We start from the raw sequence: 25,855 nt of genomic DNA on the forward strand, positions 1-25,855 counted from the left end.
GACGAAACTGATTCACGTCTCGCACTCACACACACGGTATGTACGATTCGGTCATCTTCGACCACGACGGCGTGTTGACGACGCTCGTCGATATCTCGCTCCTCCAAGACGCGACGTGGGCGGCGTTCGACGAACTCGGTGTGACGGACCCCGACCCAACCCACGTCGAACAGATGGTCATCAACGTCTCGCCCGACGACGTCCACACCGTCGCGGGCGCGTACGACCTCGACCCGGAGACGCTGTTCCGAACGCGCGACGAATTCTCGTCGTCCTACCAGTGTGCGGCAGTCAGAGACGGACGGAAGAGACCGTACGACGACTTCGACTCGATTCGCCGCATCGGGGCACCGTTGGGAATCGTCTCGAGCAACCAGCAGGAGACGATCGATTTCGTCCTCTCGCACCTCGACGTCACCGACTTGTTCGGCGTGGCCTACGGCCGCGAACCGTCGATGTCGAGCCTCCACCGAAAGAAACCCGAACCCTACTACCTCGAACGGGCGATGTCGGAACTCGGCGTCGAATCCCCGCTGTTCGTCGGCGACAGTGACACCGATATCGCCGCCGCGGAGGCCGCGGGTGTCGATTCGGCGTTCATCCGCCGTGACCACCGCGCCGACCACACGCCGTCGCCAGACCCGACGCACGAAGTCTCCGGCCTCGACGACTTGCTCGCTATCGACGGCGTTCCGGTCGACGGAGACGGGGACGTCGCCGCCGACGGGGGAGTTCGATGAGCCGCGTCCCCCGCGTCGGACTCGGAACGATGGGTCTCGACACGCCCGCCGACGCGACTGCGGTAACGACCGCACTGGAACTGGGCTACCGACACGTCGATACCGCCCAGATTTACGACAACGAGTCAGTCGTCGGTGACGCCATCGCTGCCGCCGAACCCCCCCGAGAAGACGTCTTCCTCGCGACCAAAGTCTGGGCAGACAGTCTCGCGTACGACGACGTGCTCCGGACGACTCGGGAGAGCCTCGACCGCCTGGGAACCGAGTACGTAGACCTGCTGTACGTCCATCGGCCGATAGAGACCTACGACCCACCAGCGACCCTCGCTGCCTTCGACGAACTCGTCGACGAGGGACGCACCCGTGCTGTCGGCGTGAGCAACTTCACTATCGAGGAGTTGGACGAAGCGCTCGACACGCTGGAGGCACCCCTCGCCGCACATCAGACGGAGTACCACCCGCTGTTCCAGCGACCCGAACTTCTCGAACACGCCGAGAGACACGACTACAGCGTGGTCGCCTACTCACCACTCTCGGGTGGGCGCGTCCGCGACGTCGACGAAGTCGTCTCGGTCGCAGAGAAACACGACGTCACACCCGAGGCTGTGAGTCTGGCGTGGTTGGCGGCGAAGGGCGTCCGCGTCATTCCGAAAGCGTCGAGTGAGAAACACCTCCGGGCAAACTTCGAAGCGGTGGACGTCCACCTCGACGACGAAGACATCGCCGCGATAGACGCTGTCGACCGGGAAATCGAACTGTATCCGGAGTAACCGTCGTCACCCGTTTCACGCCGGAAATATCATCGTTGATACCTGTCCCGGAACGATTATAATAGGAGGTATGGTGTGTCCGAGCATGCGGATTCCGAGTGGGGTTAGCGGGTTCGACGAACTTATCCAGGGTGGCTTCCTTCCACGACGACTGTACGTGTTGAGTGGGCCACCGGGGAGTGGCAAGACCACGTTCACAGCACAGTTCATCGCAGAAGGACTTCGAAACGGCGAACAGTGCATGTACATCACCATGCACGAGACCCAAGACGAACTCGTCAACGACATGTCGAGTTTCGACTTCGGGTTCGAGACGCTCACGAAATCAGATGGCTTCCGATACATCAATCTCGTGAGTCCGAAGGGGAAACACCTCCTCAATCAGTTCTCACAGAGCGGCAGTACGTCGAGCGTCCAGAGTCTCACGGACAAGATCGTCGCCTTCGTCAACTCTCGACAGGTCGACCGATTGGTCATCGACTCGACGATGCTCCTCCGACTGTTCTTCGCCAACGGTTCCGAGGAGATGACGCGGTTCCTCACGGCACTCAAACAGGGCGACGCGACGACGCTCCTCATCTCAGAGATGACAGACCCGTCGTCGTACTCCGACGAGCACTTCCTCGCTCACGGTGTCGTCTTCTTCCACAACTACCTCGAAGCGACGGGGATGACGCGAGGGATTCAGGTCATCAAGATGCGCGGGACGAATATCGACTGCGACATCCGGTCGCTCACCTTCACCGACAACGGGCTGGTCGTAGACCCCCGGTCGAAGGTCGACCTCTGAGAGTCTCAATGTACGAACGGGCTTTCGGAACGGACTGGCGAACGATTTCGGACGAAGAGGCGATTCGACGGATGTACGCGCTCGGTGTCTCGACGGCGCTCGGTGCGCCGAACCGAAGCGAGTTCGACCGAATTCGTCGGCAGGCGAGCACTGCGTACGGCCGGAGTGTCCTCCAACTCTCCTTCGAGGAGGGCAAACAGCGAGTCGCTCGCAACAAAGGCGAGTACGACTCGAAACAGGACCTCTGGGAGGCGCTGGTCGACGAGGAGACGACTCCATCGAACACCGGTCGTGCAGACGTGGCGATGCGCAAGCCCACGGACAAGCAAGGCGTCCCCGAAGCAGTCAGTCGAACTGGCGTCCTCGACGTCCGGCGTGACTCCTTCGAGCAACTCCGTCTCCCAGAGTTCCTGCGACGGGAGTAGCCGACGCGTCTTTCTCTCTCCGAACGCTAGAACGACTATGAGCGACGCCGAATTCACACTCTCAGAGGCCGAGTGGCGAGAACGCCTCTCCGAAGACGCCTACCGTGTCCTCCGCGAGCAAGGGACCGAGCCTCGATTTTCGGGCGACCACGTCGACCGCTCCGACGACGGTGTCTACCGCTGTGTCGGCTGTGGTACTGACCTGTTCACCTCGGAGACGAAGTACGACTCACACTGTGGGTGGCCGAGTTTCTACGCCGCAGAGGAGTCGAACATCGAACTCCGCCGCGACCTGAGTCACGGGATGGACCGCACCGAAGTCGTCTGTGCGACCTGTGGTGGACACCTCGGACACGTCTTCGACGATGGCCCCCAACCGAGTGGAAAACGCTACTGTATCAACTCTGTCGTACTCGACTTCGACCCGGAGGCAGACGAGGAGTGAGGCGCCGCCGAATCCCTGAATTCACGGAGTTAGGACGTTCTTAACTACTGAACAGTCACGTTAGCCTACTCGTACCAAACAGGGCTGGCGGCGTACGAACTGTATGTCTCGCGGGTACTCTACGACTCCTCACACACCTCGCCGGCACTCGGCGTTTACTCCGTACCTTCTCGTCGTCGTCGGACTCGTCACCTTCTGCCTGGCCGTCTTCGCACCGATTGCCGACCTCTCGGCCGGCCCCTCGCTGGTGAACGTCGCGACGAGTGGGTCGACACCGATGCTCGACGGTCGGACGCTCGTCGTGAGCGGTGGTCTCGTCCTCATCAGCACCGCCGCGACACTGTTTGGTCTCTTGCTTCTGTTGATTCGACTCAAGTAACGGCGTCTATCGAGGCCGAACAGGAGTGTGTATCCCCCGCAAGGAGTGTGTTCTCTCTGCAAGGAGTGTGTCCTTTCGAGAAATACGAAGAATAGCAGGTCGGTACTGCCCGAGCGATGTAGACTCGCCGTTCGGACTCAGGGTGCTTTGATGGGAGTCGCCAGAACCGGGATGTCGGATTCGATGACGACCGACCGCGAGACGCTCCCGAGGATGTTGTCTTCGAATCGCGCGTGGGTCCCCATCGCGATGAGGTCCGCGTCGATCTCGTGGGCGTACTCCAGAATCTGGTCGGCCGGGTCACCGTGGCGAAGGGTCACTTCGGCGTCGACACCGTGACTGTTCATCGTCGCTCGTGCCGTTTCGAGTGCGTCGGTCCCCTTCGCTTCGAGTTCTTCGGTCACTTCGTCTTGGCGCTCCTGGGCGAGCGTCAGGAAGGCGCGGTTGTCGACGACGTACAGGAGGTACACCGACGCCTCGCGGTCTGCAGCGAATGCCGCGGCGTCTTCTACGATTGGCGTCATCGAATCGCTCCCATCGATTGGCACGAGGATGGTGTCGTACATCATCTGGAGATTAGACTGCAACTGTATCAACCCTCTTAGTTAGTTCCCGATTCGTGGGAACTATTAGCCAACGAACAGCAGTCGTCGGGACACAGTGGTACAACGCGGCGGGCCGTGAAAATTCGTCTCTCGTCGCTGTCTGAAAGCGAACTAGTCGGTAGTCTCTCCTTCGCTGTCGTCTGAGACCGCAGTGTCGTCTCCATCCCGTTCGTCTCTCTCGTCGTCTCCTACATCGGACTCGAAGGCCGCCTCTGCCCGTCGCTTCCATTCTCGAACCCGGTGTTCGGAGGCGTCGGTCGCCGCGGCAATCTCGGCTTCGTCTGCGTCGCGGAGTGCAGATATCGTGTCGATGCCGCTCGCTCGAAGTCGTGCCGCATAGGCCGTGCCGATTCCGCGGATGTTCCGTACGTCGTCGGGTGAGCGTTCTTCTTCGGCGTTCATCTCGGCGTGGGCGACGACGTCCGCGAGTTGGTCGGTCATGGCGTCTACCCGACCGTCGAGTCCGTCGACCCGCGATTCGAGGTCGTCTATCCGTTCGACGATAGCTTCGTGCGTGTGTTCGACGGCACCGTCGTCTGGGATGGCTCTCGTCACCCCCTCGAGGTCCTCCCCAACCGCTGCAGAGACGACGGTTTCGTCCACGTCTTCCGTGGGTTCGACACTTTCCTTCGTGTCCGCTTCACTCACCTCGTTCGCGTCCGTTTCGTCGTCCGCTGCTGTCTCCTCACTCGCCGTGTCGGTCTCAGCTTCTGACTCTGTGTCGGTCTCAGCTTCTGACTCGGTCACTACCGCTCCCTCTGTGTCCTCGTCCGCCGAACTCGATTCGGTCTCTGATTCCTCTTCGTCGTCGTTCGGTTCGCCCCCGCCACGTTCGGCCGCCACGTCGTCTGGGAGGATGTAGACGAGAGCGTCTTCTGGAACGTATCCGATGACGTGCTTTCGCTTCTGGTCTCTCGTCAGGACGACACCACCCGAATCGAGTGCCTTGTAGCCGCCACAGTCGAAACTCGTCCCATCGGTGAGGAACACTCTCATGGTTTATCAGAGGCCACCTAACACGATATCGTTGTCACTTCCGTGACCGGTCTTTATCTTCGCCCGTCGCCCCTCACACTCACATGAACGTTTTCGTCATCGGTGGGACAGGACTCCTCGGAACCGGTATCGTTCGACGACTCGTCGACGCTGGCCACGACGTGACGAGTTTTCAACGCGGTGAGACCGATGGTGACCTCCCCGACGCAGTCACCCGAATCAGTGGTGACCGCGGCGACGACTCGCGCCTTCGGGAGGCACTCTCGGACGTCGCTCCCGCAGTCGTCGTCGATTTAGCCTGCTTCGACGCCGCAACTGCTCGAACCGCAGTCGAAATCTGCGACGGTGTCGTCGACCGCTACGTCTTCTGCAGCACTATCGACGTGTATCATCGGCCTCCGCCGAGGAATCCCGTCACAGAGTCGAGTCCACGAAACCCGCCGGTGAGCGACTACGCGGCCGGGAAGATAGCCGCCGAAGACGTCTTCTTCGAGGCACACGAACGCGGTGTCTTCGACGTGGTCGTCCTCCGCCCGTGGAACACCTACGGCGAAGGTGGCACGCTCGTCCACACGCTCGGGATGGGGTCGTACTACATCGACAGAGTCCGCGAGGGAAAACCGCTCGTCGTCCACGGCGATGGCACGTCACTCTGGGGACCGTGTCACCGCGACGACGTGGCACGGGCGTTCCGCGGTGCGGTCGAACGGCCGGGTGTCGGTGGGCGCGCCTACAACGTGACGAGCGAGGAGACGATGACGTGGAATCAGTACCACCGGCACGTCGCGTCCGCGCTCGACGCTCCCGAGCCGGACCTCGTCCACATTCCGACCGACGTGCTGCGAGAAGTCGCCCCCAACCGGACGCGGATGCTCCGCGACCACTTCCAGTACAGCACCGTCTTCGACAACTCCCGTGCAATCGCTGACCTCGGATTCCGCTACACGGTGGATTTCGAGACGGGTGTCGAACGAACGGTCGAGTGGTTAGACGACCACGACGCGGTGGACTCGTGGAAGACAGAACCGCTCGACGACCGACTGGTCTCGGCGTGGACCGAGGCGACGGATTCCGTCGTCGAGCAGTTCGACAGTTCGACCCGGTGACGCCAACTTCGGTCTCTCCCTAAATGTCGTCGAACGGGGCGGGGTACGAAAGCGCCCCACCTTCGCCGGCGTTCTCGCCCACTACCGCGACCATGAACACCTCTGGCGGCGTCTCGAACGGGTTTTCGAACCCTCGGATGCCTGCCGGGTGAAAGCCAAACTGTGAGTAGAAGTCGGGGTCGCCGTGGAGGAAGACGAGGTCGAACCCCTCGTCTGCGGCGGTGTCGAGCGCCGTTTGGACGAGTGAACTGCCGATACCCTGGCCTTGTTCGTCGGGGAGAACACCGACCGGTGCGAGTGTGAGTGCTCGAACCGACGGGTCGGCTTCGAGACTGACGCGCGTGCAGAGCACGTGTCCGACGACGTCGTCGCCGTCGCGGGCCACGAGCGAGAGCGACGGGACGAACGCGTCGGTCTGACGGAGGGCGGCGACTAACTTCGCTTCGTCGTCGGTCGGAAAGGCAGCGGCGTGTACCGATTCGACTGCCGATTCCTCGGCCGGCGTCTCGGGTGAGATGAGGACCATTACGTCCCCTCGTCGCGCCGACGTCAAAGGGGACTCGTTTCTCTCGATTCGTGAGAACTGACAGAGCTTTTTCACCCGATGTGCGACGATATACTCGTATGATTCGAATGCTTATGGCCGTCTTCGGTATCGTCGAACTCCTGTTCCCCGACCAACTCATCGACACGCTCACCAAAATCGCGTACGAAGGGGGAGACGAGATGAACGCGAAGCCCTGGGTGACCACGGTGGCGCGCATAGAGGGCGCCGTGTTCCTCTTCCTCGCGCTGTTCGTCGTCGGCAAGCGGTGCGGCGGCGACAGCGACGAAGAGTAGCCCTCTGGCTGATTTTCTCGGTGCTAAACGGTGCCGGCGAAGAAACGTGGAATAAGAGAGAGATACGACCTGTTCAGGCGAGTTCTGCGAACGCGAGCGACCCGCTCGTGTTCTTGATGTAGACACGAACGGTCTGGCCTTCCTGTGCGCCGGGAACGAAGATGGTGTACTTTCCGCGCTGGGCGACGCCGTCGCCTTTGCGGCCCGTGCCGGTAATCTCGACTTCGTAGGTGCGGCCTTCTTCCACTGCGTCGCGCTGGCGCGTCTTGCTCGCACTGGAGCGCTTCTGGACGGGACGGAAGGCACCACACGCCTCACAGCGAAGCATGTCGACGCCGTCTTCGGTCACGAGACGGGTGTCGGGCAGGCCACACTCGGAACAGGTGACGTACTCTTCGACGTAGTCCTCGATGGCCTCTTCGAAGTCGTTGATAGAGAACGACCCGCTGTAGCGAGCGCGGTCGCCTTCGAGTTGACCGCTCGTACCGAACGTGCGCTGGATAGCACTGTGGAGGTGCTCGCTCGTTCGCGAGAGCGCGTCGGCGATTTCACCGAGGTTGGTGAGTCGCGTGAACGCGCCGTCTGTCTCTCCCTCGGGGTCTGGAATCCTGAGGCGTTCTTGTTCGACGTTTCGTTCCGGAAGGATATCGAGCGCTCGGTCAAGCGCAGATTGATACTCCATAGGCCTTGGAGTGTCTGCCGACGTATAGCCGTTCCGTGAGCGTCTTTCCCGCGGGCGCGGCGAAGCCGCGAGCAGTCCTCTCCCGAGATGACGGGACGAGAGCGCGGAAGCGACGCGCTTCATCGGTGCGTGTATTCGTTTCACGACTATACGCTCACAACTGAACGGTACTCCTTCTGTGATGGCACGAGAAGTACCCAGTATGGACTACACGTGGCAGTACTACGACCTCGTCCTCGCCGGTATCTTCGGGAGTCTCGTCGTCGGCGTCTTCGTCGGACAGTTTACCACGGTTCACCCGACGACGGCCATCGTCGGGTTCAGTTTCGTCGCCGCCGCGGTGATGGGCCACGGACTGTTCGTCAACGGCCCAGTGGACGAACCGGCGGACCTCGCCGACGAAGTCGATGCACTGAACTGAACTGCTGAGCTGGACTGAACTGAACTGAACGCCGTCACAGAACCTGTGAGGCGCGTTCGCCGTGTCCTCCGGTCAGTCCTGTTTCTCGACGACGGTGTTCGTGAGCGTTCCGACGCCTTCGTACCAGATTTCGACGTCGTCGCCTGGTTCGACGAGGCCGGGGTTCGCCGGACTCCCGAACGAGACGACGTCGCCCGGTTGGAACGTGTAGCGCTCCGAGAGGAACGAGACGACTTCGGCAGGCGAAAACAGCATCTGCTGGGTGTTCGCGTCCTGTCGTAACTCGCCGCCGACGTGTGTCGTCATGTCGAGGTCCGAGGGGTCGACGTCCGTCTCTATCCACGGGCCGAGCGGACCGGACCCGTCGAACGCTTTTCTGGCAGTTCGTCCCGGTTGGTCGAGGGCGTCGAGGTCGTTGAGGATGGTGTAGCCACGGACGACGTCCGAAACGTCGGACTCGGCCACGTCCGAACACTCGCGGTCGATGACGGCCGCCAGTTCGCCGGCGTAGGTCAGTTCGTCGGTCCACGCGGGGTACTCGATGTCCGCGTCGGGGGCGAGCACCGAGACGGGCGGCTTGATGAACCAATCCGGTTGGTCTGGGATGTCGTAGTCCATCTGGTCGACTGTCGCCGCGTAGTTTCGTCCAACGCAGTAGAGCGCAGACGGTTCACACGGGGCGAGTAAGTCGGCGTCGTCACCGACGTCGTACTGTTCGCCGTCTACCGTGACGACTCCGTCGTCGTACTCACCGGTCACAACGCCGTCGTCCGTTCGAATCCGTGCCAATCGCATCGCCGTGATGTCTCTCGGCCACGTACTTCAACAGACGTGTCTCCGGAAGATTGTGGAGGTGGGACGTCAGTCCATCTTCGGCATCGACTGGTTCTCTCTGTCGAAGAGGTTGTGGATGCGCTCGGTTCGAGTCGATTCGAACTGTCGTTGACACCGGGCAACCCACGAGTCAGTCTCGGTGGTGTCTTGGGTTTCGTCGGCAGTTTGGGTCGAAGAACGGGCTGTTCGCAGTGTGGGTTCGTACGTCGGGTTCGCGTGTGTGCTCACGATTGTGTGGTGATTTGGGACGGGTCGGTCGGACGGCTATACGGCGACGAGGAGAGTTAGGGGTGTACGCGTACGACCGACATGTTGTACTCGGCTCTACAGAGCTATCTGTAATAAAAGTTCATGTTTAATCATCGGCGTCTGTCTGATTGCACTTGCGAGCGGAATACGTGGTGAATACGCGGAAGGAAGAGACGCCTCGTTACTCGTGGCCGGAGATACGGACCGGCTGGTACGGTTCTTCCAGATACTCGATGTCGGAATCTGAGAGTTTGATATCCAGTGCTTCGACGGCGTCTTCGAGGTGTTCGATACTCGATGTGCCGACGATTGGCGTCGTCACCCACTCTTTGTGGAACTGCCACGCGAGCGCGATTTGGGCCATCTTCACACCGTTCTCGTCTGCGAGTTCCTGCACGCGTTCGTTGACTGCGGGACCGCCGCCTTCGCCGTAGGGTCGGCCAACGTCCGCTTCGTGTTCGCCGCGCGTGGTGGCTTCGAACTCCTCGTGCGGGCGAGTGAGGAACCCGGCGGCCATCGGACTCCACGGCATCACCGCGATATCTTCTTTCTCACAGAGTGGCAGCATCTCGCGCTCTTCTTCGCGGTAGGCGAGGTTGTAGAGGTTCTGCATGGAGACGAATCGGTCCAGGCCGAGACTGTCCGACGTGTGGAGTGCGTCGGCGAACTGGTACGCCCACATCGACGACGCACCGACGTGCCGGACCGTTCCGCGACGAACCGCGTCGTCGAGGGCGCGAAGCGTCTGCTCGATGGGGGTGTCGTAATCCCAGCGGTGAATCTGGTAGAGGTCGACCGTATCCATCCCCAACCTCTCCAGCGAGTTGTCGAGTTCCTGCTCGATAGCCTTCCGCGAGAGGCCGCCCGAGTTCGGGTCGTCGTCGCGCATCTGCCCGTAGACTTTCGTCGCGACGACCATCTCGTCGCGGTCGTACTCGGCGAGGACCTCACCGAGAATCTCCTCGGACTCGCCGTACGAGTAGACGTTGGCGGTGTCGAAGAAGTTGATACCGAGGTCGATAGCGCGCTCGATGAGTTCTCGACTCTCGTCGCGGTCGAGCGTCCAGTCGTCCCAGTCGGTCCCGAAGCTCATACAGCCGAGGCAGATTTCGCTGACCGTGGTTCCGGTCGAGCCAAACGTCGTGTACTCCATACGTGTTTGTTCGGCTACACCCTCGTTAAAATTCGGTCGGGGACGATGACTGGATGCTGACTCTGTAATGGTGTTCGATTCAGACATTACTGCCCCGGCCGCATATTGTGCAAATGCCGCCAAAGTACATAAAAAGTGGCTTTACACCAGATTCAAATATCCCTGTCCAGTAGTCTCGCTCAGAGTCTTGTACGAAAAATACAATATGGGTTCGTATAATGGATATCACAATCGCATGAAACGGAGAACCTTCCTCAACAGATTAGGTACAGTTTCCCTCGGCGGCGTCGCCGCTGCGGGCGTGGCAACGACCGCCGCTGCAGCAGACGAGGGGTACGACCTCGAATTCGCACCCGGCGACACGTTCTACTTCGCCGAGACGAGTCTCGCGGAGTCGTTCATCTACGCGCCGCTCCAGGACGGGACGACCTACGCCATGCTACAGGTCCAAAACGGACTCTTCGACGTGGATACGGTCGTCGTGGTCCTCGCGGAGACCGGTGAGGCCCTCTCCGTCGAGAGTCTCGACGGCGTCCGCTACACCGAAGACCAAATCGGAGAGATGGCCGACCGCATCGGAGAGATGGCCGACCGAATCGTCTACACGGAAGAACTCATCGTCGAGACTGAGTACCTCATCGTGGACGTTATCGAGTTCTCACAAGAGAATCTCCTGACGTTCGTCGAGATGCTCAACCCGCTGAGCGTCTTCTAACCCCAGTCGAGGGTCACTCGACTCCAGATACCACCACCATTCCTTCTCGACGAGTCTCACGAACACCTCCGCTCCGTGGTTCGTCTCCTTTTCGGTGAATCCCCGAGCGCCACGTGCCGAGGTTCATATACCAATACGGCAGACGTCGTCGTATGGCCCTTCGTTCCTCGACCACGGTGCACCGCCGATGTCGGAAGAGCCTCGTCTCCGAAATCGTCGTCGAGTTGCTTGCTGGGTCACTCCCGAGAGTCGTACTCCTGGTAGATGACGTGGCCGCAGGACTTGCAGTGAGACGCATCTGGGTCGTGGTACTCCAACCCGCAACTCTCACAGACGACGTTGACCTTGTCTTTGTACGCCCACTCTTTGACTATCTTACTCGCCTGCCACGGGATGAGGACGATGCCTGCCAAGATTGCGCCCACTGTGACCCACCGTCCGCCCCGTGTGACCGGCACGATGTCACCGAATCCGACCGTCGTGAGTGCGACGACGACGAAGTAAAACGCGTCACCGAACGTGCTGACTTCGGGGTTCACTCGGTACTCGAACGAGTAGAACATCCCCGCGGCGACGAAGAAGATGGTCAACACGGTCAAGAGCAGTTTCATCACCCGGAGTGTTCCCACAGAGACGGTGCCGAAGAAGAACTCCTCGTCCTGAGTGAATCGGTAGAACCGAAGGACACGGACGACTCGAATCGCTCGCAAGAATCCGATGTTCGCCGTGATGATGGGTACCGGCGACACCAACACCGCGAGGGTGGGCAGAATCGCGAGCAGGTCTACGATGGAGTAGAAGTTGAATATCTCGGCAGGCCGGCTCTTGGCACCGTACACCCGGAGGACGTACTCGAGGAGGAATACGAGCGAGATGAGAACTTCGATTCGCCAGAAGGCAGTCTGGAGCCCCGCCGAGAATGGGTACGTCTCGAGGACGAACACCGCGACGAACACGAGGTTGAGGGCGAGCAGACCGATGTCGATGGCCTTCCCGACGGTGGTCTGGTGGTCCAGGAGGTAGAACCTGACGACGTCTCGCGGCGTATCGCCGTGGCCGGAAGGCGCGTGACTCCCCATACCGATTCATGCATCCGACAGGTATTGATGCCGTCGCTGACAGCCCACTTTCAACTTTCACGTCGGCGAGTTCGCCCTCGACAGAGAACGGACGCTTAGATGACGATACAGCCGTCGGGAAGCAACTCGCGTTCGGTGCGTGCTGCTTCTGGTCCTTCGTCGACGAGAGTGGGTTCGTCGACCGGTTCCGTAAAGCGGTCCGGGTCTGGTTCGACGGACTGGAGCATCGAGGAGAACACCGACCCTTTTCGCCCCCCGGCAGAGACGATACCGCCGTACTTGCGTTCGTCGAAGGGAACCTCGTCGGGGTGGGGGAACTCCTCGCGGAGTATCTCTGCTGTCTCTTTGATCTGCTCGGCCGCCTCTTTCTGTGAGTAGAGGCTTTCGTGGTAGTAGGTCTCTGCGTACTCCTCGTCGAGGTCTTCGGTGGAGTGCTCCGGAGACTCGTAGAGGACCGATTCGGTCGTCTTGTACCCACTGGCAAAACGGATGTTCACCGTGAAACTGTCTGGGTATCGGAGGATAATCGGGAAGAACATCATGTCGGCGACGGTGAAGCGCTGTTGCATCCGCCACAACCCCTCGAAGTAGTACGCAGTCAGCGCACCGATTCGGTCGGTCCGTTCGCCCCGTTGGTACGCCAGTGCAACCTCCTCGTAGTCGTCGCCTGCGATGTGGCGACAGCGGCGTTTGTAGGTCGCAGCGATGCCCTCGAGTTGCTTCTCGTAGGCTTCCAACAGCGGAACGTCGGGGTCTTCGAGCATCTCTGCTTTCCGTACTTGAGCGTCTGCGACGTCCATCATGTTCTCGTGGAACACGCGCTCGGCGTCTTCGTCCGGTAACGGTGTACGCACCGCTTGCCGGTACAACACCTCCGCGTCTCCGTTGAACCTGACCGTTCGCTCGCTCATCTGGTCACAGCGTTTGTGACGGAACGGAATGAAATCATCGATTAATGTCACTAATCGCTGATGTATTCTGGATGGGTAGTAAAAACAGTGCGAAAAAACGACACCAGTTCAGTTGGTCCAGCGTCGTTCAGTCGTCTGCTCGGATAACTGGGTCGGATGGGTCGACGACGTCGGTCACAGATACCTCCTCTTCACGATGACTCGGGAGGAACGTCGCCACTGCGAGCATGACGGCCGTGACTCCAGCGACGAGCAGAAGCGTCAGCTCCATCGATGCGACCATCGCATCCTGAACGAGTTCGAAGAGCACCTGTTGTGTCTCTGGAGGCAACGCGGCGTACGCGGCTTCACGCTCTGCTTCGGTGACGATTTCGCGTGCGTCTTGGAGTCGAATGACTATCTCCTGTCGCTCTTGGGCAGTCGCAGTGATACCTTCGGTTCGGAGAACTCCGTCGACGACGCTTCCGTAAAACGACGAGAGCAACGCCGACCCGAAGATAGCCGTTCCGACAGCATAACCGAGCATCCCCGTCGCGTTGAGCGTACTCGACGCCTCAGACACGTCTGTTTCGTCGACCGACGACAGCGTCAACTCGACGATTTGGCCCATGATGAGCCCGAGACCGACACCGATGACGGCCATCGGGAGTATCATCGAAGTAATCGTCATCGTCGTACTCGTCTGCCGGTAGAAGAGCAAGACTCCGACGACCATGGCAATCGCACCAATCTGGATGAGGTACTTGGGTTGGACGCGTTTTCGCCACCCGGTCGTTCCGAGTGCGAAGACGAACCCTGCGATAGAAAACGGGAGGAGTGCGAGGCCGCTCTCGAATGCCGAGAACCCAGCGGCCGACTGCAGGAACAGCGGGACGACGAACAGGAAGCCAGCCAACGCGACTGAGCGGAACACCCAGGTCGCGGCACCGGAGACGAACCCTGCGTTTTGCACCACTCGAATGGGGAGGAGCGGCGTTTTGCCTCGTCTCTCGCGGCGTATCTGCCAGTGGACGAAGGCCACGATGAACACGAGTCCGAGGAGGAGCAACCACACTGTCGGTGAGAGTCCCACTGGGTTGACTTGTGTCCCGCCGACCTCGAATGGGCGAGTCGCCCGAACCCACCCGAATTTCCCGCCGAGGATAAATCCGAGGACGACAGCACCGATACCGACGATAGAGAGGAGTGCACCGACCCAGTCGAGTGTCACGTCGGAATCACGGTAATCGGCGACGAACGGAACCAACGCGAGTGCGACGAGTGTGAGGATGAACTCACCGGCGAACCCGTATCGCCAGGTGAAGAACGTCGTGAGGATGCCACCGAATATCGGACCCAGTGCTGCTGCTGCTGCCGAGACACCGGCTAACAGTCCGAGTCCCATCGCGCGATGTTTGCCTTCGTAATTGATTGCGATGAGCGTGAACCCAATCGGGAGGAGAACTGCCGCAGCGATGCCCTCGATGACTGACCACCCGAGGAAGAGGACACCCATATTCCAGCTAATCGCCGCGAGCAGCGTGCCGATTCCGTAGAAGACGAGGCTCAGTGCATAGATTCGCTTGATGCCGTACATCGTCGCAACCCGGCCGGCCGGTAGCATCAACGAGGCCATGACCAATCCGTAGAACGTAATTGCGGCCTGCACCGACGTCACGTCGGTTTGGAGGTCCGAGACGATGGCCGGAACTGCGACGTTCATCATCGACGAGTCGATGGTTCCGATGAACATCGCCACACTCACCGTGACGAGCGGTGCCCAGTATCTAAACCCAGAGTTCTGCTCTCGCGTCTCGGCCGGTCCGTCGCTGTCTACGGGTGTCTGGGGTTGCATCTCGTTCCTCCGTACCCCTCAGACCGCCCTGCCACTCGACACGGAGAGGAGTTGTCTGGTTGATAAATTCGCTCGCTGTGAGGATATCCCTTCCGTGAATCAGACTCCAAGAATATCTGTCTCCGCGTACTCTCTGTCGTCTCGATAGGTCGTCACCACGGGGGACTGTGGCACTCGATACTGGAACAATGACACGCTGTCTGGCGATTGGACTCTCGGACACGGTGTGGTCGTTTCGGAGTCGAACTCGCGACCGAACTGTGGATACCACAGAAGCAGCGAGTCTCGTCGTCGAAGTGGCGGACGAACCCCGACAAAGCCGACTGTGCACGCACAAATGTCTACAATAACCTCTGAAATAGATACATCTTCAAAATATTCTGCGCTGCGAAAAACAAATCTCGGAAGTTTTATCCCTCTACTCCGATTTTGTCCAAAAGCAATGGCGAAAGGAAACGTTGATTTCTTCAACGACACAGGCGGCTACGGTTTCATTTCGACGGACGACGCGGACGACGACGTGTTCTTCCACATGGAAGACATCGGCGGCCCGGACCTCGAAGAAGGCACAGACGTGGAGTTCAGCATCGAATCGTCCCCCAAGGGACCACGCGCAGCGAACCTCACCCGACTTTAAACTAGTTTAGTACACCGCTTTACGGCGGCGAAAGACACCGATTTTACGGACAACTACCGCTCGTGAGCAGTGGCTTCTGGTCACCCGAACGAGACCACTTTGTCCGTGTGTTCTACGATGCCCAAGAGGTCACTCATCGCCGAGTGGGGGCGGAGTTCACTCGGCTCGAGTCCCCGTGAGTCGAGACACGTTCCACAGGCGAACAGCTCACCACCCTTGTTGACGTACTGCTGCATCACCCCACTGGGATTGAACGCCTCAGTCTCGATATCTTGGGCTTCGACACCGTCGCCCAGGAGGAACACTTCGACGGTGTTGCCTTCGTCGAGGGCGGTGTTCGCGAGCCTGAAGGCGTTCCAGATACGCTCTGCTTCGTTCGTCTCGATGATGAGTCCAAGATGCATGGCTCACGGTTGGTCTTATCGGCCCTTAACGACGTTTTTGATTCTCAGAGCGCAACAACGACCAAACTCCTCCGGCTCGATTCGACACCCAACTCGGGAGGACGGGAGTCACTCGTCAACACTCGGTGGGAGTAAACTGTCGGGCCGTCGCCCAGTACGCAACCCCAGCGACGCCAAAGAGAAGTGCGATTCCCGCGGCGACCCACGAGAGGCGAACTGTCCCGGCGTGTTCTGTCTCCTCGATACTAGCTGTGAGACGTCTTTCGACGTCCTCAGCGAACGTCGTCGCGAACGCCTCCACCTCGTTCCAGTCGGTGTACTCGTAGTCGCGAGACGTGTCCGTGTCACCGGTCGTCACCGCCGAGACGAGTTTGAACACTGCACGCTGGAGCGGGTCGTACTGGCTGTACTTCACCGCGCCGGCGAATCGGCCGACGTGCTCGGGGTGCCATCCCGTTTTGGTGACGAGCGAGTCCACGAACTGTCGTGCGCCGTCCTGTGCCCACCTGAGCGGGACGGTGGACGCGAGCGATAACTGGAAGAACCCGTTCGGTCGGGTCGCGAGCACCTCTCGGTTCGACTCGACGAACTCGACGACGTCCAGTCGGTGTCTGCGATTGTTGACCGGTGACCCGACGAGTACGGCGTCGAACTCCTCGACGACGACGTCTCCTCTCTCGGTGACGCGTCGAACCGTGACGTCGTGTCCTCGGTCGCTGAGAACGTCTTCGACGTGTTCGGCTACCTTCTGTGTCTGTCCCTCACCAGATCCGTATACGACGAGAATCGACGCCATCTACACTCACACGGGAGAGTACGTGACACGACGTAATGAACGTCTCTGCGCCCGTTCACGCCGATTTGCACCGAAATCACCCAGGAGGACACCTTCTGCGATCACCGAACTCACCCAAGAGAATACCTTATGCTATCTGCTAGCATTTACTACGATAGGCAAGGGGGCCCGATGGCGCTCGACTCTCAGGGACTGCGTAGATTGTTCCGTCGTCCTCCCTCGGTCTACACTGCCGAGGGAGGTAGCCCACGTCACGCCTCGTGGCTCGAACTCTTCTTCGACCTCGTGTTCGTCGTCGCCATCGCGGAGATCGGGACGAACCTCCACGACAACATGACGCTGGAGGGCGTCCTCTACTTCCTCGGTGTCTTCGCCCTCGTGTGGTGGGTCTGGCTGGATTTCAGCTACTATGCCGACCTCTACGCGGACAAAGACGTCGTCTCTCGGGTGAGTCTCGTCGGCGTCATGTTCGTCGTCATCTTCCTCTCACAGACCGTCCGCGGTGTCTTCCACGGCGACACGTTCACCTTCGGCGCGATAATGCTGTTCTTGCGTCTCGTACTCACGGCCCTCTATCTCCGTCCGGGAGTGAGCGCTGCAGACTCCGGACCGAAGTTGTTCGTCGCGACGTGGATAACCTCGGAAGTGCTCACGACGAGTGTGTGGGCACTCTCTCTTTTCGTTCCCGACCCCGGCCGGTTCGGACTGTGGATGGCCGCCTTCACGATCAACATGGCAGGCGTCGCCGTCATGTACGTCGCGTTCGACACGGTTCTCGTTCAGGTGTCGCACTTCCCCGAACGCCTCGGACTCATCACCATCATCGTCCTCGGTGAGACGATTCTCGCGGTCTCGTTCGGCACCTCCATCGCGACGTCGGGGGTCGACCTCAGACTCTCTCCGATGCTCGTGGGACTCGGTGGGTTCGTCCTCGCTGTCGGTGCCTGGTGGCTCTACTTCGAACAGTTCGACGAGGACGTCATCGACCGGGCACTCACGGCACCTCGTGACCGACTCCTCCGTGCCAGACAGGCGGCGCTCACCTACGTGTTCAGCCACTACTTCGTCCACGTCGGCATCGTCGCAACTGGTGTGGGTGTCATCCTCGCCATCGAGGCCACCACCGACGGCACGCATCTGGACCTGGTCACCCGATTGGCTTTCTGTGGTGGTGCTGCTGCATTCGTCGCCGGCACTGCGTTTCTCCATCGAGCGATTCTACAGGTCTCGAGCGAAACACCGTTCGATACCCGTGTTCTGGCAGTCCGGACCGCGGCAGTGCTCCTGTTGTCGTCGCTCGTGCCGTTCGGTGGGCTGTTCTCACCACCGGCGCTGATGGCTGTCATCTCCGTCGTCTTCGCCTCCCTCGTCGCCTTCGAGACGTGGGTCAACCCGTGGGTCGACTCGGTCGTCTCTCCGGCAAAAGCGTGAGTCACCACTGTTGGCGCAACACCCACCGAGCAGGGAGGGCGCGGAACCGAACCACCAGTGTCGTGTGTCTCTGAGAGGGTCCGTTCGCAGTCGATAGCACGTCGTCTTCAGTCTCCAGCTGGCGCGTCGATACCGTCGAACAGTACCTGTAGGGTCCTGCGAGCGGCCGATTCGAGGGCGTCGGTGAACGCCATGTAGTCGCTGACGTCCGCTCCCGTCGGTAGTTCGACGATGTGAAGTGGGTCGTTCGCCCGGAGTTCGACGACTGCTGGGTCGAACGACCGCCGCTGTTCGGGATACACCACGAGTCCCGGTGCGTCCTCGAGCGACTGGTAGGAGATTAACTGATAGAAGTCGTCTCGTCTGGGCTTTCTCGACGTGTTGGACTTCCACTTCACGTCACCGACGGCCGCGACGTCACGGTCACTGTTTCGAATCAAGAGGTCAGGGATGATTCTGAACTCGTCGTTTCGCGTGACTGGGCGAGCCTCCTGCGTCGCTATCGTGTAGCCCGCCCGTCTGAGCCCTCCTTCTTCGAGTGCCCGCCGTGCGACGTCTTCGAAGACGGTGCTCAGACTGAACAGTAGCGAGAACGAATCGGTGGACCCACCGACCCCACCGGCGTCGTGGCTTCGAAGGACGTATTTTGCTATCTTGAACGCGTCGTGGAACTGCTCGTTTAGCCGAGTGAGTTCGACCGTTTCGAGCGTCGAAGACTGGATGGGGGTTCGAGAGACGTGGCGAGCGAGGTCGCGCTCGAGTCGTTCGAGTGCTCCTCGAAGGTGCTCCGTCTGTACGTGTCTCCGGAACGTGAGTACTGCTTGCAGGAGTGCTCTGTTGAGCGGAGTGTCGTAGGTGAGTTCGTCGTGACGACACTCGAACGTCGTCGACACTGGACCGTGTCGCTGGAGTTGGCGCGAGATTTGCAACCGCCCACGAATAGTCGAACGACTGTCCGTCCTGCGCTCGTAGTTTCGGTCGAGCCCATATCGGAGTGCCTCTCGCAACTCGGCGAGGTACAGCGCGGCAACCGCGTCGATGAACCCCTCTCCGTCGTCCACCGTCGTCGGTCGCTCTTCGATTACTGGTTCGATTCGCATCGCGTACTGGACGAGCCATCCGAACCGATGTGGTGAGGTTCGCGGGCGTATCCGAAGTTGCCGACCGTTTGGGAGGCCGACTACACCGACCACGCTGTTACTCTTCCACTTGTACGCGACGCGCGTGTCTCCCTGTGGTCGGCCGCCGTCACGCCAGAGTTCCAGGAGTTCGTTCTCGTTGTACCGCTTGGCTCGACGAATCGACGAGTTCACCTCTTGGAGACACTCGTACTCCGCGTGGGACAGCCATATCTTCCCAGGACTTCCGCGTCTGTTCCATCTCGTGCTTTCGGTGAGTTCGATGTCGTCGAGTGCTTGCTTGCTCATCGCAACTCGTCTAACGCCGTGGCGAGTCCCGCCTGGTCGAAACTCGCAACCTGCTCGGTCTCCCAGTCGATGAGGTCCACTGTCGCTCCGTCGAACAGTTCTCGCCTGAGACGGTCGAACTGTCCGAAGTAGTGTTCTTCGAGCATCGGGAGAATTTCGAACCGCCAGACGTCTACGACCTCCATCGGCTCTTCGAACTCACCGGACTCGCTGGCGGAGTTGAGAAGGTACGAGTGACCGAGTTGTTGGCCGCGGTCGAGATTGGACCGGATTCGCTCGTTCAGTCGGCGAAGCGCGAGAATCGACCGGGCGACGAGTGGGTCGACACTCGCGTCACCCGCTGCGGCCGCTTCGACGTCGTCCCAGCTGTCGAAGTCGTGTGCAGACCTGAGATACTCGTAGTCCGGTGGGAAGTGTCGGAAGCGGAATCGACGGCGGAGCGCGGCGTCGACCAGCGCAATCGAACGGTCTGCGGTGTTCATCGTCCCGATGAGGTACAGATTCGGCGGGATGGTGAACTCGTCTCCCGAGTGGGGGAGACCAATTCTGAGTTCGTGGGCCCCACCGGCCCGCTTGTCACTCTCGAGAAGCGAAATCGCCTCGCCGAACAGTTCGGCGACGTTCCCACGGTTGATTTCGTCGAGAATGAGCACGTACGGCGCTGCTTCGCCGGGTGCTGCGGACTGATACTCGTCGTACGCTCGCTGGACGATAGATTTGAACGGGCCGTCTTTGACCTCGTAGCACACGTCGCCGTCGTCGTCGGTCCTCGCGGTGAGTCCCTCGACGAAATCTTCGTAGGTGTACGCAGGGTGGACTGTCAGGACGTCGACGTTGTTGGTCACCGAGTCGACCCGGTCGTGCTCGCTCACCCACCAGTGTGCAAAGTCGTACGCCTGCGCCGTCTTCCCAGTCCCTGGCGGTCCGTGAAACACCATCTGCCCCGTCGCTTCGAGATGACGAACGAACTCCTCGGCGTCGTCGGGTTTTGTCACGGGTGGGTTCGGCGGCTCGGCCCCGTCGGTCCCCGCCCCCGAACCCCCCTCTCCGCCCGCGTCTATCTCACCGAAGTCGTCGACGTCAGCCAACTTGCCGTAGAGTGGGAGCAACTCCTGGAACGCCTCTGCGACGAGTGGGACGACATCGTTCGCCGTCGTGAGGTCTGTCGCCGTGAGGTCGACGGTGAGTAACATCCCCTTCGAAACAGAATCAGCGTGTCTCTCGATAGCTGTTGCCGACGGAGAGCGCAACTTGTGGTCACCGATGTGCAACACGTAGTCGTCGTTGTCCTCGAGGAACTCCGCGAAGGTGGTGCTGTGGACTCGCAGTCTGGAAGCGACCACTTCTTTCAACTCGGTGTCGCCGGTCGTCGGATTGAGGTAGATGCCACACAGAACGTCTCGCCCGAAAAACCCAGACTTCTCACCTGGGTTGAGCCCGAACTCCACCTGGAGCCCTTTGGTCGGCCGACCGAACTCCGACATCGTCTCGTGGGCCATCCCGAACCAGATGTACGGCGACGTTTCGATGCTCGTGTGTGCCGGGCCGAGGTACGGCGAACCGGGACTTGGCTCTGACCAGATCAGTGTCTCGAACCAATCGTACTCGAAGAACTCTCTCCCTATCAGGCCCGAGAACCGTTCGAACGTCCGCGCAACCGCTTTCGACCCCTCCTCTGAGTCCGCACCACCGAGGAGCGATTCGATATCCGCTTTCGTGAACTGGATAGAATCAGCTTGTCGCTCAGCCCCTCGAAATCCGCGTTCGTCGGCCAGGGATTCGAGTGTCTCTCTGTTGTAGATAATCGCGTGGACGTCGTGGACGTCCGCGTCGGGGTCGAACGACGATAGCTCGTCGAGGATCTCCTCGTAGCCGCCGACGAGATGACTGTACTGTGTTGCGGTGTCCCGTTTGCTGGCGTTTTTGACCTGATAGTCGGTGTACTCGTCGAAGAACTGTTTGGTGGCCTGATACTGATATGCGACGTACGATTTCTCGGAGAGCAGTTCTAAGACGAACGTCGAGAGGCCGTGGAACTTGCTCGATGACCAAGAACGAGGGAGACCACGCTTCTCCCCGAGTTTGGTGAGACGGGGCTCGAAGAACTCCTCGAACTTGCGAAGTCGTCGGTCGACCGGTTTGGACTCGTCGAGGAGCACCGAGAACATGGCCGTCGACCCCTCGGGCTCGCGCTCGAAGATTTCCTGCATCGCTTCCCACCGGTTGTATGCTATCGTCGGATGCTTGTAGGCGAGACGTTTGCCGCCGACCGTGGTCTCGAGGATTATGTTCAGTAACGTCTCCACGTCCTTCGGTTCGAGGTCGTCTAACTGGGCACCGTCGAGGGCCTGCTGGCACGCTTGCGACACCGCGTGCAACCAGAACTCATCGGTCTCTGTGGAGTCGAATATACGGGCACGTTCCTGTGTGTATACTGCCAATAACGGTTCGAGGTCCCGGTGTATCTTCACGCTCGTACTGACATGTATGATTACATAAATTGACTGGCACGGTTTTCGGAGTTGATACTGACGCTGGGCGATTGTCTCACCGAATCGACCGCTACTGTGCCCATGGACGCTGTGCTAATTCACACGAGACGTGGGCCCGAACTGACCCGTCAGTTCACTTCGCTTTCGGCACTAACAGAACACCGAATCCGTGACCACAACGGGGAGTTGTACGAGGTCTGTGTCCGATTTGCAAACAGATTCCTCTGCGAGTCCAGTCTAAGGTATGTGGCCTCGGCACTCATAGGGCTCCGCATCACCGAGTGCCTAGTTCGGTTCGGAACGGTGCCGTCGTCATCGGCCACCAGAGAGTCGACGCGCATCCGAGTAATGACCATCGGTCTGCGACCACGAGACGCCCGACTGCTGTACTCACGCCTTCTCCAACGCCGTCACGTCGACTCGCGGGTACGACACGCCGCCATCGAGTGACCCCTCGCCGGCGACGACGCCCCAGAACCGGATTCGTTCGCGGTCGAGCAACCGAAAGCCGATACTGTCGTCGAAGAACCGCCCAACTGCCCACCGGACGACGACGTCGCCGCGGACTCGCCCGGCGTCGTCTTCGACGGTGACGATGGCGAGTCGGGTGTCTTCTCGTTCGATAGTCTCGGTGATGCGTCCCGTGTAGGTCACGGTCGTGCCGATGTAGGACTCTGGGTTGGCTCGGAGGTCGGCGTACGGAATCGTCGTCGCGTCGTCCGGTTTGTCCGACGCCTCGGTCGTGGCGTTCGTCACCCTTGGGTCGTCGGAGAGCGGTTGGGCCGTCGGAAACTCCCACTCGATAGTCGGTGGGTTGATATCGGGGACGGGAAGGTGCGAGTCGACCCACGAGACACTGCGGGAGGCCCGTGCACGGAGTTCGGGAGACTGCTGGACGAAATCGGAGATTCGCTCGACGACGAGATAGGTCGTGAAGCCGGCGACGACGTACCGTCCCGCTTTCTCGAGTGCTGCCCGGCGGGAGACCCTCTCGTCGGCGTCGGCTGGGTGGTCGTCCCCGGCCGTTTTCTCGTCGTCCCCGGCGTTTTTCTCGTCGTCTTCGGCTATCGGGTCGCCAAGCCAGTTCGTCTTCGGTCGCTCGTCTTCGTCGTCGCGGTCGAATCCGCGGACGAACGATTCGATGCCTGCCTCTCGGACTTCGACGGTGATAGTCGGCACGTCGAGTTCGACCAGACCGGGGTGGTGGGCGTCGTCCTCCAGGCGTCCGCGTCCCACTGCCGCGACGTACGGTTCGACGTCGGCGCGGTCACACTGGCGGACGAACGCGCTCATCTTGTCCGACGTGAGGCGCGTCGAGGTAGAAATCCAGAGACGGACCGCTCGGTGGGTCCCTTCGGGCGTCTCGCCTTCGGCGTGGACGTGGACGTCGGGGCCGTGAAATCGGACGCGTGTCTCGTATCCGCGTGCCTCCCAGATTCGCTCGAAGATGGCGGCGAGTTCGACGTCGGAGCGGTCGGCGACGACTGCTCCGAGCGGCCGGTCTCTCATTCAGTTCGACGGTGGCACACAGGGACTGTTAGCTGTTTTCACCCAGTTCTCGCCGATGAGAACGACAGCGGCCGTTCGGTACTGCCGCCCCAGCGAGTGGTCTTATTCGAGACGCTCTCGTGCGGCCGCGACCAGAAGCGGCAGCATGATAGTCGCGTCGCCGAGGACGGTGGCGTTGCGGGCGTCTTTCTCCAGTTTGCCCCACGAACGCGCTTCGTCGAGCGTCGCACCCGAGAGACCACCGGTCGCCGCGGGGTCCATCGTAATCTGGACGCCGTAGTCGTACGCACCGGGTGTGACGAGCATCGTCTGGAGCGTGAAGTTCTTCGGGACGCCGCCGCCGACGAGGAGACACCCGGCTTTGTCGGCGTCGTACGCGAGGTCGGTGAGCGGCGTCATGTCCGAAAGCGCGTCCAGCGAGAACGACGACGTCTGGGAGTACATCCACGCCTGCAGGCCGAGCACGGAGTCCTGCACAGCAGGACAGTAGATGGGGACGTCGGATTCGTAGGCCGCGGCAGCGACACCGGCGTCTTCCTCGATTCCCTCGGCTTCGTTGACCTCGCTGTTTGCCCGCCCGAGTTCACGGCAGAGGCGCTCGATACTGACGACTCCTTCTTCTTCGAGTGCTGGGAACACCTCGTTTCGCAGGTGCGACTCGAACAGCGCGAAATGTTCCTGTGGCAGGTAGACGTTGTAGATTCGGTCGACTTCCTCGTCACGGAGCGTCTCGTCGTGTTCGCGAGGCGTCTTCTCTTCGTGGTGTTCGGCGCCGTGATGGTGCTTGCCGCCGATTGCTTCGATAGCGTCGTGGGTCAGGTTCGCGCCCGTCGTCACGAGCGCATCGACGTAGCCGTCGCGGATGAGGTCGGAGACGATTTTTCGCATGCCGGTCGGCACCATCGCGCCCGCCAGCGACATGAAGACGGTGCAGTCGTCGTCGGCCAGCATCTCGGCGTAGATATCTGCTGCTTCGTGGACGTCTGCCGCACCGATACCGGCGTGACCGTACTGTTCGACGAGTTCGCCGACGGTCATGCCGCCGTGGATTTCGGCGTGACCGAGTGGGTCGTGGCTGAACTCCTCGCGCTCCGGCATCTCGTACCCGCCGTCGTGGTCGTGTCCGTCGTCGGAGGCGTCGGCCTCGTGGCCTCCATCGTGGGCGTCGTCGTGGTCGCTCATGCGATGGAGTGCGACGCCCGAGCGTTTGAACGCCCCGGTCCGACGAGGCTGTGCGGACGGTTGGCAGACAGGAACGGTAGAAAACCAGTTCTCAATTCGGTGGGATGGCTGACGTTACAATCCAATGAGGTGGCTGACGTTACAACCCGGTGGGGTGGCTGATGAACTCGGTCTCCAGTCCCATCTCGTCGGCGAGTTCTTCGAGATTGCGAACCCCGAACGTCTCCGTCGCGTAGTGCCCAGCGAGGAACACCGAGATACCCGCCTCACGCGCTTCGTGGTACACCTTCTGTTTGCCTTCGCCCGTGACGAGTGCGTCCGCGCCCGACTCGATGGCTTCGTCTAACCAATCGACGCCAGACCCGGTGACGATTGCGACGTCGGAAATCTCGTCGGGACCGAAGTCGAAGACCTGCGTCCCCTCGTTCCCGTCGAGTTCGTCCAGCGCGTCACGAATCTCGTCGGCCGTCTTCGGCGACTCGAACGACCCCGACTGGCCGATGTGGACCGGGCCGAGGGAGCCAAATGGGTCGCGCTCGGTGAGTCCCAGATGGTCTGCGAGTCCTGCACCGTTGCCGAGTTCCTGATGTCCGTCGAGCGGGAGGTGCGAGACGTAGAGCGCGAGGTTTTCGCGCATCAGCGGTTCGATGCGGTCGAAATCCCGTCCAGTCACCCGGTCGAGGCCACCCCAGACGAGTCCGTGGTGGGTGACCAGCAGGTCGGCGTCCGCCTCGATTGCGGCCTCGATGGTCGCTTCCGCGGCGTCGACGGCGAAGGCGACTTTCTCGACCTGTGCTTCGTCTGGGCCGACCTGCAATCCGTTCGGACTGGCGTCTACGTCGGCGAATTCGTCGGTCGCGAGTCGCTCGTCGAATTCTGCGACGATGTCTGAGAGGTTCATACAGGTCTGTTGGAACTCGAGGACTTGTAAGAAACGGCTTTGGTGGCCTCTGAATTCGATTCGACACGGTGTGTATGCACTCCCTACTCGGCGATAGCCGCC

General features: G+C 60.6%; 29 protein-coding genes. 12 read left to right on the top strand and 17 right to left on the bottom strand.

The window, feature by feature from the left end; genetic code table 11:
• The first annotated feature begins 38 nt into the window (after positions 1–38).
• The 6 genes from GJR99_RS12485 to GJR99_RS12510 all read left to right on the top strand — a co-directional run bounded on the left by GJR99_RS12485 (position 39) and on the right by GJR99_RS12510 (position 3,549).
• Complete coding sequence (locus GJR99_RS12485; RefSeq protein WP_151112631.1) at positions 39–740, top strand: HAD family hydrolase; 702 nt, start codon at positions 39–41, stop codon at positions 738–740.
• On the top strand, positions 737–1,510 hold the full coding sequence (locus GJR99_RS12490) for an aldo/keto reductase (RefSeq protein WP_151112633.1): 774 nt from the start codon (positions 737–739) through the stop codon (positions 1,508–1,510). The genes GJR99_RS12485 and GJR99_RS12490 overlap by 4 nt, the downstream gene beginning before the upstream one ends.
• An 85-nt stretch (positions 1,511–1,595) precedes the next feature.
• Positions 1,596–2,300, top strand: a complete 705-nt coding sequence (locus GJR99_RS12495; protein ID WP_151112635.1) for an RAD55 family ATPase — start codon at positions 1,596–1,598, stop codon at positions 2,298–2,300.
• An 8-nt stretch (positions 2,301–2,308) separates the two neighbouring features.
• Positions 2,309–2,725, top strand: a complete 417-nt coding sequence (locus GJR99_RS12500) for a hypothetical protein (protein WP_151112638.1) — start codon at positions 2,309–2,311, stop codon at positions 2,723–2,725.
• Positions 2,726–2,762: 37 nt separating this feature from the next.
• Positions 2,763–3,170 (top strand): peptide-methionine (R)-S-oxide reductase MsrB, encoded by a 408-nt coding sequence (gene msrB, locus GJR99_RS12505; RefSeq protein ID WP_151112640.1) that lies wholly within the window; start codon positions 2,763–2,765, stop codon positions 3,168–3,170.
• Between the two features lie 103 nt (positions 3,171–3,273).
• Positions 3,274–3,549 (top strand): hypothetical protein, encoded by a 276-nt coding sequence (locus tag GJR99_RS12510; protein WP_151112642.1) that lies wholly within the window; start codon positions 3,274–3,276, stop codon positions 3,547–3,549.
• A gap of 137 nt (positions 3,550–3,686) precedes the next feature.
• On the opposite strand, the gene GJR99_RS12515 is transcribed toward GJR99_RS12510, so the two are convergent.
• Together GJR99_RS12515 and GJR99_RS12520 are read right to left on the bottom strand one after the other, a co-directional pair.
• Positions 3,687–4,115, bottom strand: coding sequence for a universal stress protein (locus GJR99_RS12515; RefSeq protein WP_151112644.1), 429 nt, complete (start codon positions 4,113–4,115; stop codon positions 3,687–3,689).
• A gap of 150 nt (positions 4,116–4,265) precedes the next feature.
• A complete protein-coding gene (locus tag GJR99_RS12520) occupies positions 4,266–5,150 on the bottom strand; it encodes a helix-hairpin-helix domain-containing protein (protein WP_151112646.1) in 885 nt (294 codons plus the stop codon).
• Between the two features lie 83 nt (positions 5,151–5,233).
• Here GJR99_RS12520 and GJR99_RS12525 point away from each other — a divergent pair, with 83 nt between their 5' ends.
• Positions 5,234–6,256, top strand: coding sequence for an NAD-dependent epimerase/dehydratase family protein (locus tag GJR99_RS12525; protein ID WP_151112648.1), 1,023 nt, complete (start codon positions 5,234–5,236; stop codon positions 6,254–6,256).
• 19 nt (positions 6,257–6,275) lie between these two features.
• On the opposite strand, the gene GJR99_RS12530 is transcribed toward GJR99_RS12525, so the two are convergent.
• Entirely contained in the window at positions 6,276–6,782 is a 507-nt protein-coding gene (locus tag GJR99_RS12530; RefSeq protein ID WP_151112650.1) for a GNAT family N-acetyltransferase, read from the bottom strand.
• 98 nt (positions 6,783–6,880) lie between these two features.
• Between GJR99_RS12530 and GJR99_RS12535 the strand changes: the two genes are divergently transcribed.
• Positions 6,881–7,096, top strand: a complete 216-nt coding sequence (locus GJR99_RS12535) for a hypothetical protein (protein WP_151112652.1) — start codon at positions 6,881–6,883, stop codon at positions 7,094–7,096.
• Between the two features lie 73 nt (positions 7,097–7,169).
• On the opposite strand, the gene GJR99_RS12540 is transcribed toward GJR99_RS12535, so the two are convergent.
• A complete protein-coding gene (locus GJR99_RS12540; protein ID WP_151112654.1) occupies positions 7,170–7,778 on the bottom strand; it encodes a translation initiation factor IF-2 subunit beta in 609 nt (202 codons plus the stop codon).
• Positions 7,779–7,980: 202 nt separating this feature from the next.
• Here GJR99_RS12540 and GJR99_RS12545 point away from each other — a divergent pair, with 202 nt between their 5' ends.
• Positions 7,981–8,199: a hypothetical protein gene (locus tag GJR99_RS12545; RefSeq protein ID WP_151113962.1), complete on the top strand. Its 219-nt coding sequence runs from the start codon at positions 7,981–7,983 to the stop codon at positions 8,197–8,199.
• Positions 8,200–8,271: 72 nt separating this feature from the next.
• Here the strand turns inward: GJR99_RS12545 and GJR99_RS12550 are convergent, their stop codons facing one another.
• The 3 genes from GJR99_RS12550 to GJR99_RS12560 all read right to left on the bottom strand — a co-directional run bounded on the left by GJR99_RS12550 (position 8,272) and on the right by GJR99_RS12560 (position 10,435).
• Positions 8,272–8,994, bottom strand: a complete 723-nt coding sequence (locus GJR99_RS12550) for a fumarylacetoacetate hydrolase family protein (RefSeq protein WP_151112656.1) — start codon at positions 8,992–8,994, stop codon at positions 8,272–8,274.
• A 66-nt stretch (positions 8,995–9,060) separates the two neighbouring features.
• Positions 9,061–9,261, bottom strand: a complete 201-nt coding sequence (locus GJR99_RS12555) for a hypothetical protein (RefSeq protein WP_151112659.1) — start codon at positions 9,259–9,261, stop codon at positions 9,061–9,063.
• 202 nt (positions 9,262–9,463) lie between these two features.
• Positions 9,464–10,435: an aldo/keto reductase gene (locus GJR99_RS12560; protein ID WP_151112661.1), complete on the bottom strand. Its 972-nt coding sequence runs from the start codon at positions 10,433–10,435 to the stop codon at positions 9,464–9,466.
• Positions 10,436–10,670: 235 nt separating this feature from the next.
• Between GJR99_RS12560 and GJR99_RS12565 the strand changes: the two genes are divergently transcribed.
• The gene (locus GJR99_RS12565) at positions 10,671–11,150 is read left to right on the top strand and encodes a hypothetical protein (RefSeq protein WP_151112663.1); all 480 of its coding nucleotides are present in this window, start codon (positions 10,671–10,673) and stop codon (positions 11,148–11,150) included.
• A gap of 236 nt (positions 11,151–11,386) precedes the next feature.
• On the opposite strand, the gene GJR99_RS12570 is transcribed toward GJR99_RS12565, so the two are convergent.
• The 3 genes from GJR99_RS12570 to GJR99_RS12580 form a co-directional block, all read right to left on the bottom strand.
• Positions 11,387–12,229 (bottom strand): ion transporter, encoded by an 843-nt coding sequence (locus GJR99_RS12570; RefSeq protein ID WP_151112665.1) that lies wholly within the window; start codon positions 12,227–12,229, stop codon positions 11,387–11,389.
• 95 nt (positions 12,230–12,324) lie between these two features.
• Positions 12,325–13,140, bottom strand: a complete 816-nt coding sequence (locus GJR99_RS12575; RefSeq protein WP_151112667.1) for a hypothetical protein — start codon at positions 13,138–13,140, stop codon at positions 12,325–12,327.
• Between the two features lie 127 nt (positions 13,141–13,267).
• Complete coding sequence (locus GJR99_RS12580; RefSeq protein ID WP_151112670.1) at positions 13,268–14,974, bottom strand: MFS transporter; 1,707 nt, start codon at positions 14,972–14,974, stop codon at positions 13,268–13,270.
• A gap of 442 nt (positions 14,975–15,416) precedes the next feature.
• Here GJR99_RS12580 and GJR99_RS12585 point away from each other — a divergent pair, with 442 nt between their 5' ends.
• Positions 15,417–15,611 (top strand): cold-shock protein, encoded by a 195-nt coding sequence (locus GJR99_RS12585; protein ID WP_151112672.1) that lies wholly within the window; start codon positions 15,417–15,419, stop codon positions 15,609–15,611.
• Between the two features lie 80 nt (positions 15,612–15,691).
• On the opposite strand, the gene GJR99_RS12590 is transcribed toward GJR99_RS12585, so the two are convergent.
• Complete coding sequence (locus GJR99_RS12590) at positions 15,692–16,015, bottom strand: DsrE family protein (protein WP_151112674.1); 324 nt, start codon at positions 16,013–16,015, stop codon at positions 15,692–15,694.
• 115 nt (positions 16,016–16,130) lie between these two features.
• The gene (locus tag GJR99_RS12595) at positions 16,131–16,811 is read right to left on the bottom strand and encodes a flavodoxin domain-containing protein (RefSeq protein ID WP_151112676.1); all 681 of its coding nucleotides are present in this window, start codon (positions 16,809–16,811) and stop codon (positions 16,131–16,133) included.
• Between the two features lie 171 nt (positions 16,812–16,982).
• On the opposite strand from GJR99_RS12595, the gene GJR99_RS12600 reads away from it, so the two are divergent.
• On the top strand, positions 16,983–18,242 hold the full coding sequence (locus GJR99_RS12600; protein WP_191967122.1) for a low temperature requirement protein A: 1,260 nt from the start codon (positions 16,983–16,985) through the stop codon (positions 18,240–18,242).
• A 107-nt stretch (positions 18,243–18,349) separates the two neighbouring features.
• On the opposite strand, the gene GJR99_RS12605 is transcribed toward GJR99_RS12600, so the two are convergent.
• From GJR99_RS12605 to GJR99_RS12625, 5 genes are all read right to left on the bottom strand, one after another.
• Positions 18,350–19,669, bottom strand: a complete 1,320-nt coding sequence (locus GJR99_RS12605) for an McrC family protein (RefSeq protein WP_151112680.1) — start codon at positions 19,667–19,669, stop codon at positions 18,350–18,352.
• Complete coding sequence (locus GJR99_RS17860) at positions 19,666–22,140, bottom strand: McrB family protein (RefSeq protein WP_151112682.1); 2,475 nt, start codon at positions 22,138–22,140, stop codon at positions 19,666–19,668. Before GJR99_RS17860 ends, GJR99_RS12605 begins: the two co-directional genes overlap by 4 nt.
• Before the next feature lie 411 nt (positions 22,141–22,551).
• On the bottom strand, positions 22,552–23,670 hold the full coding sequence (locus GJR99_RS12615) for a hypothetical protein (protein WP_151112684.1): 1,119 nt from the start codon (positions 23,668–23,670) through the stop codon (positions 22,552–22,554).
• Positions 23,671–23,772: 102 nt separating this feature from the next.
• Entirely contained in the window at positions 23,773–24,852 is a 1,080-nt protein-coding gene (locus GJR99_RS12620) for a deoxyhypusine synthase (RefSeq protein WP_151112686.1), read from the bottom strand.
• A gap of 139 nt (positions 24,853–24,991) precedes the next feature.
• Complete coding sequence (locus GJR99_RS12625) at positions 24,992–25,753, bottom strand: Nif3-like dinuclear metal center hexameric protein (RefSeq protein ID WP_151112688.1); 762 nt, start codon at positions 25,751–25,753, stop codon at positions 24,992–24,994.
• Between the last annotated feature and the right edge of the window lie 102 nt (positions 25,754–25,855).

This window comes from Haloferax marinum, assembly GCF_009674625.1.
Classification (GTDB): Archaea; Halobacteriota; Halobacteria; order Halobacteriales; family Haloferacaceae; genus Haloferax; species Haloferax marinum.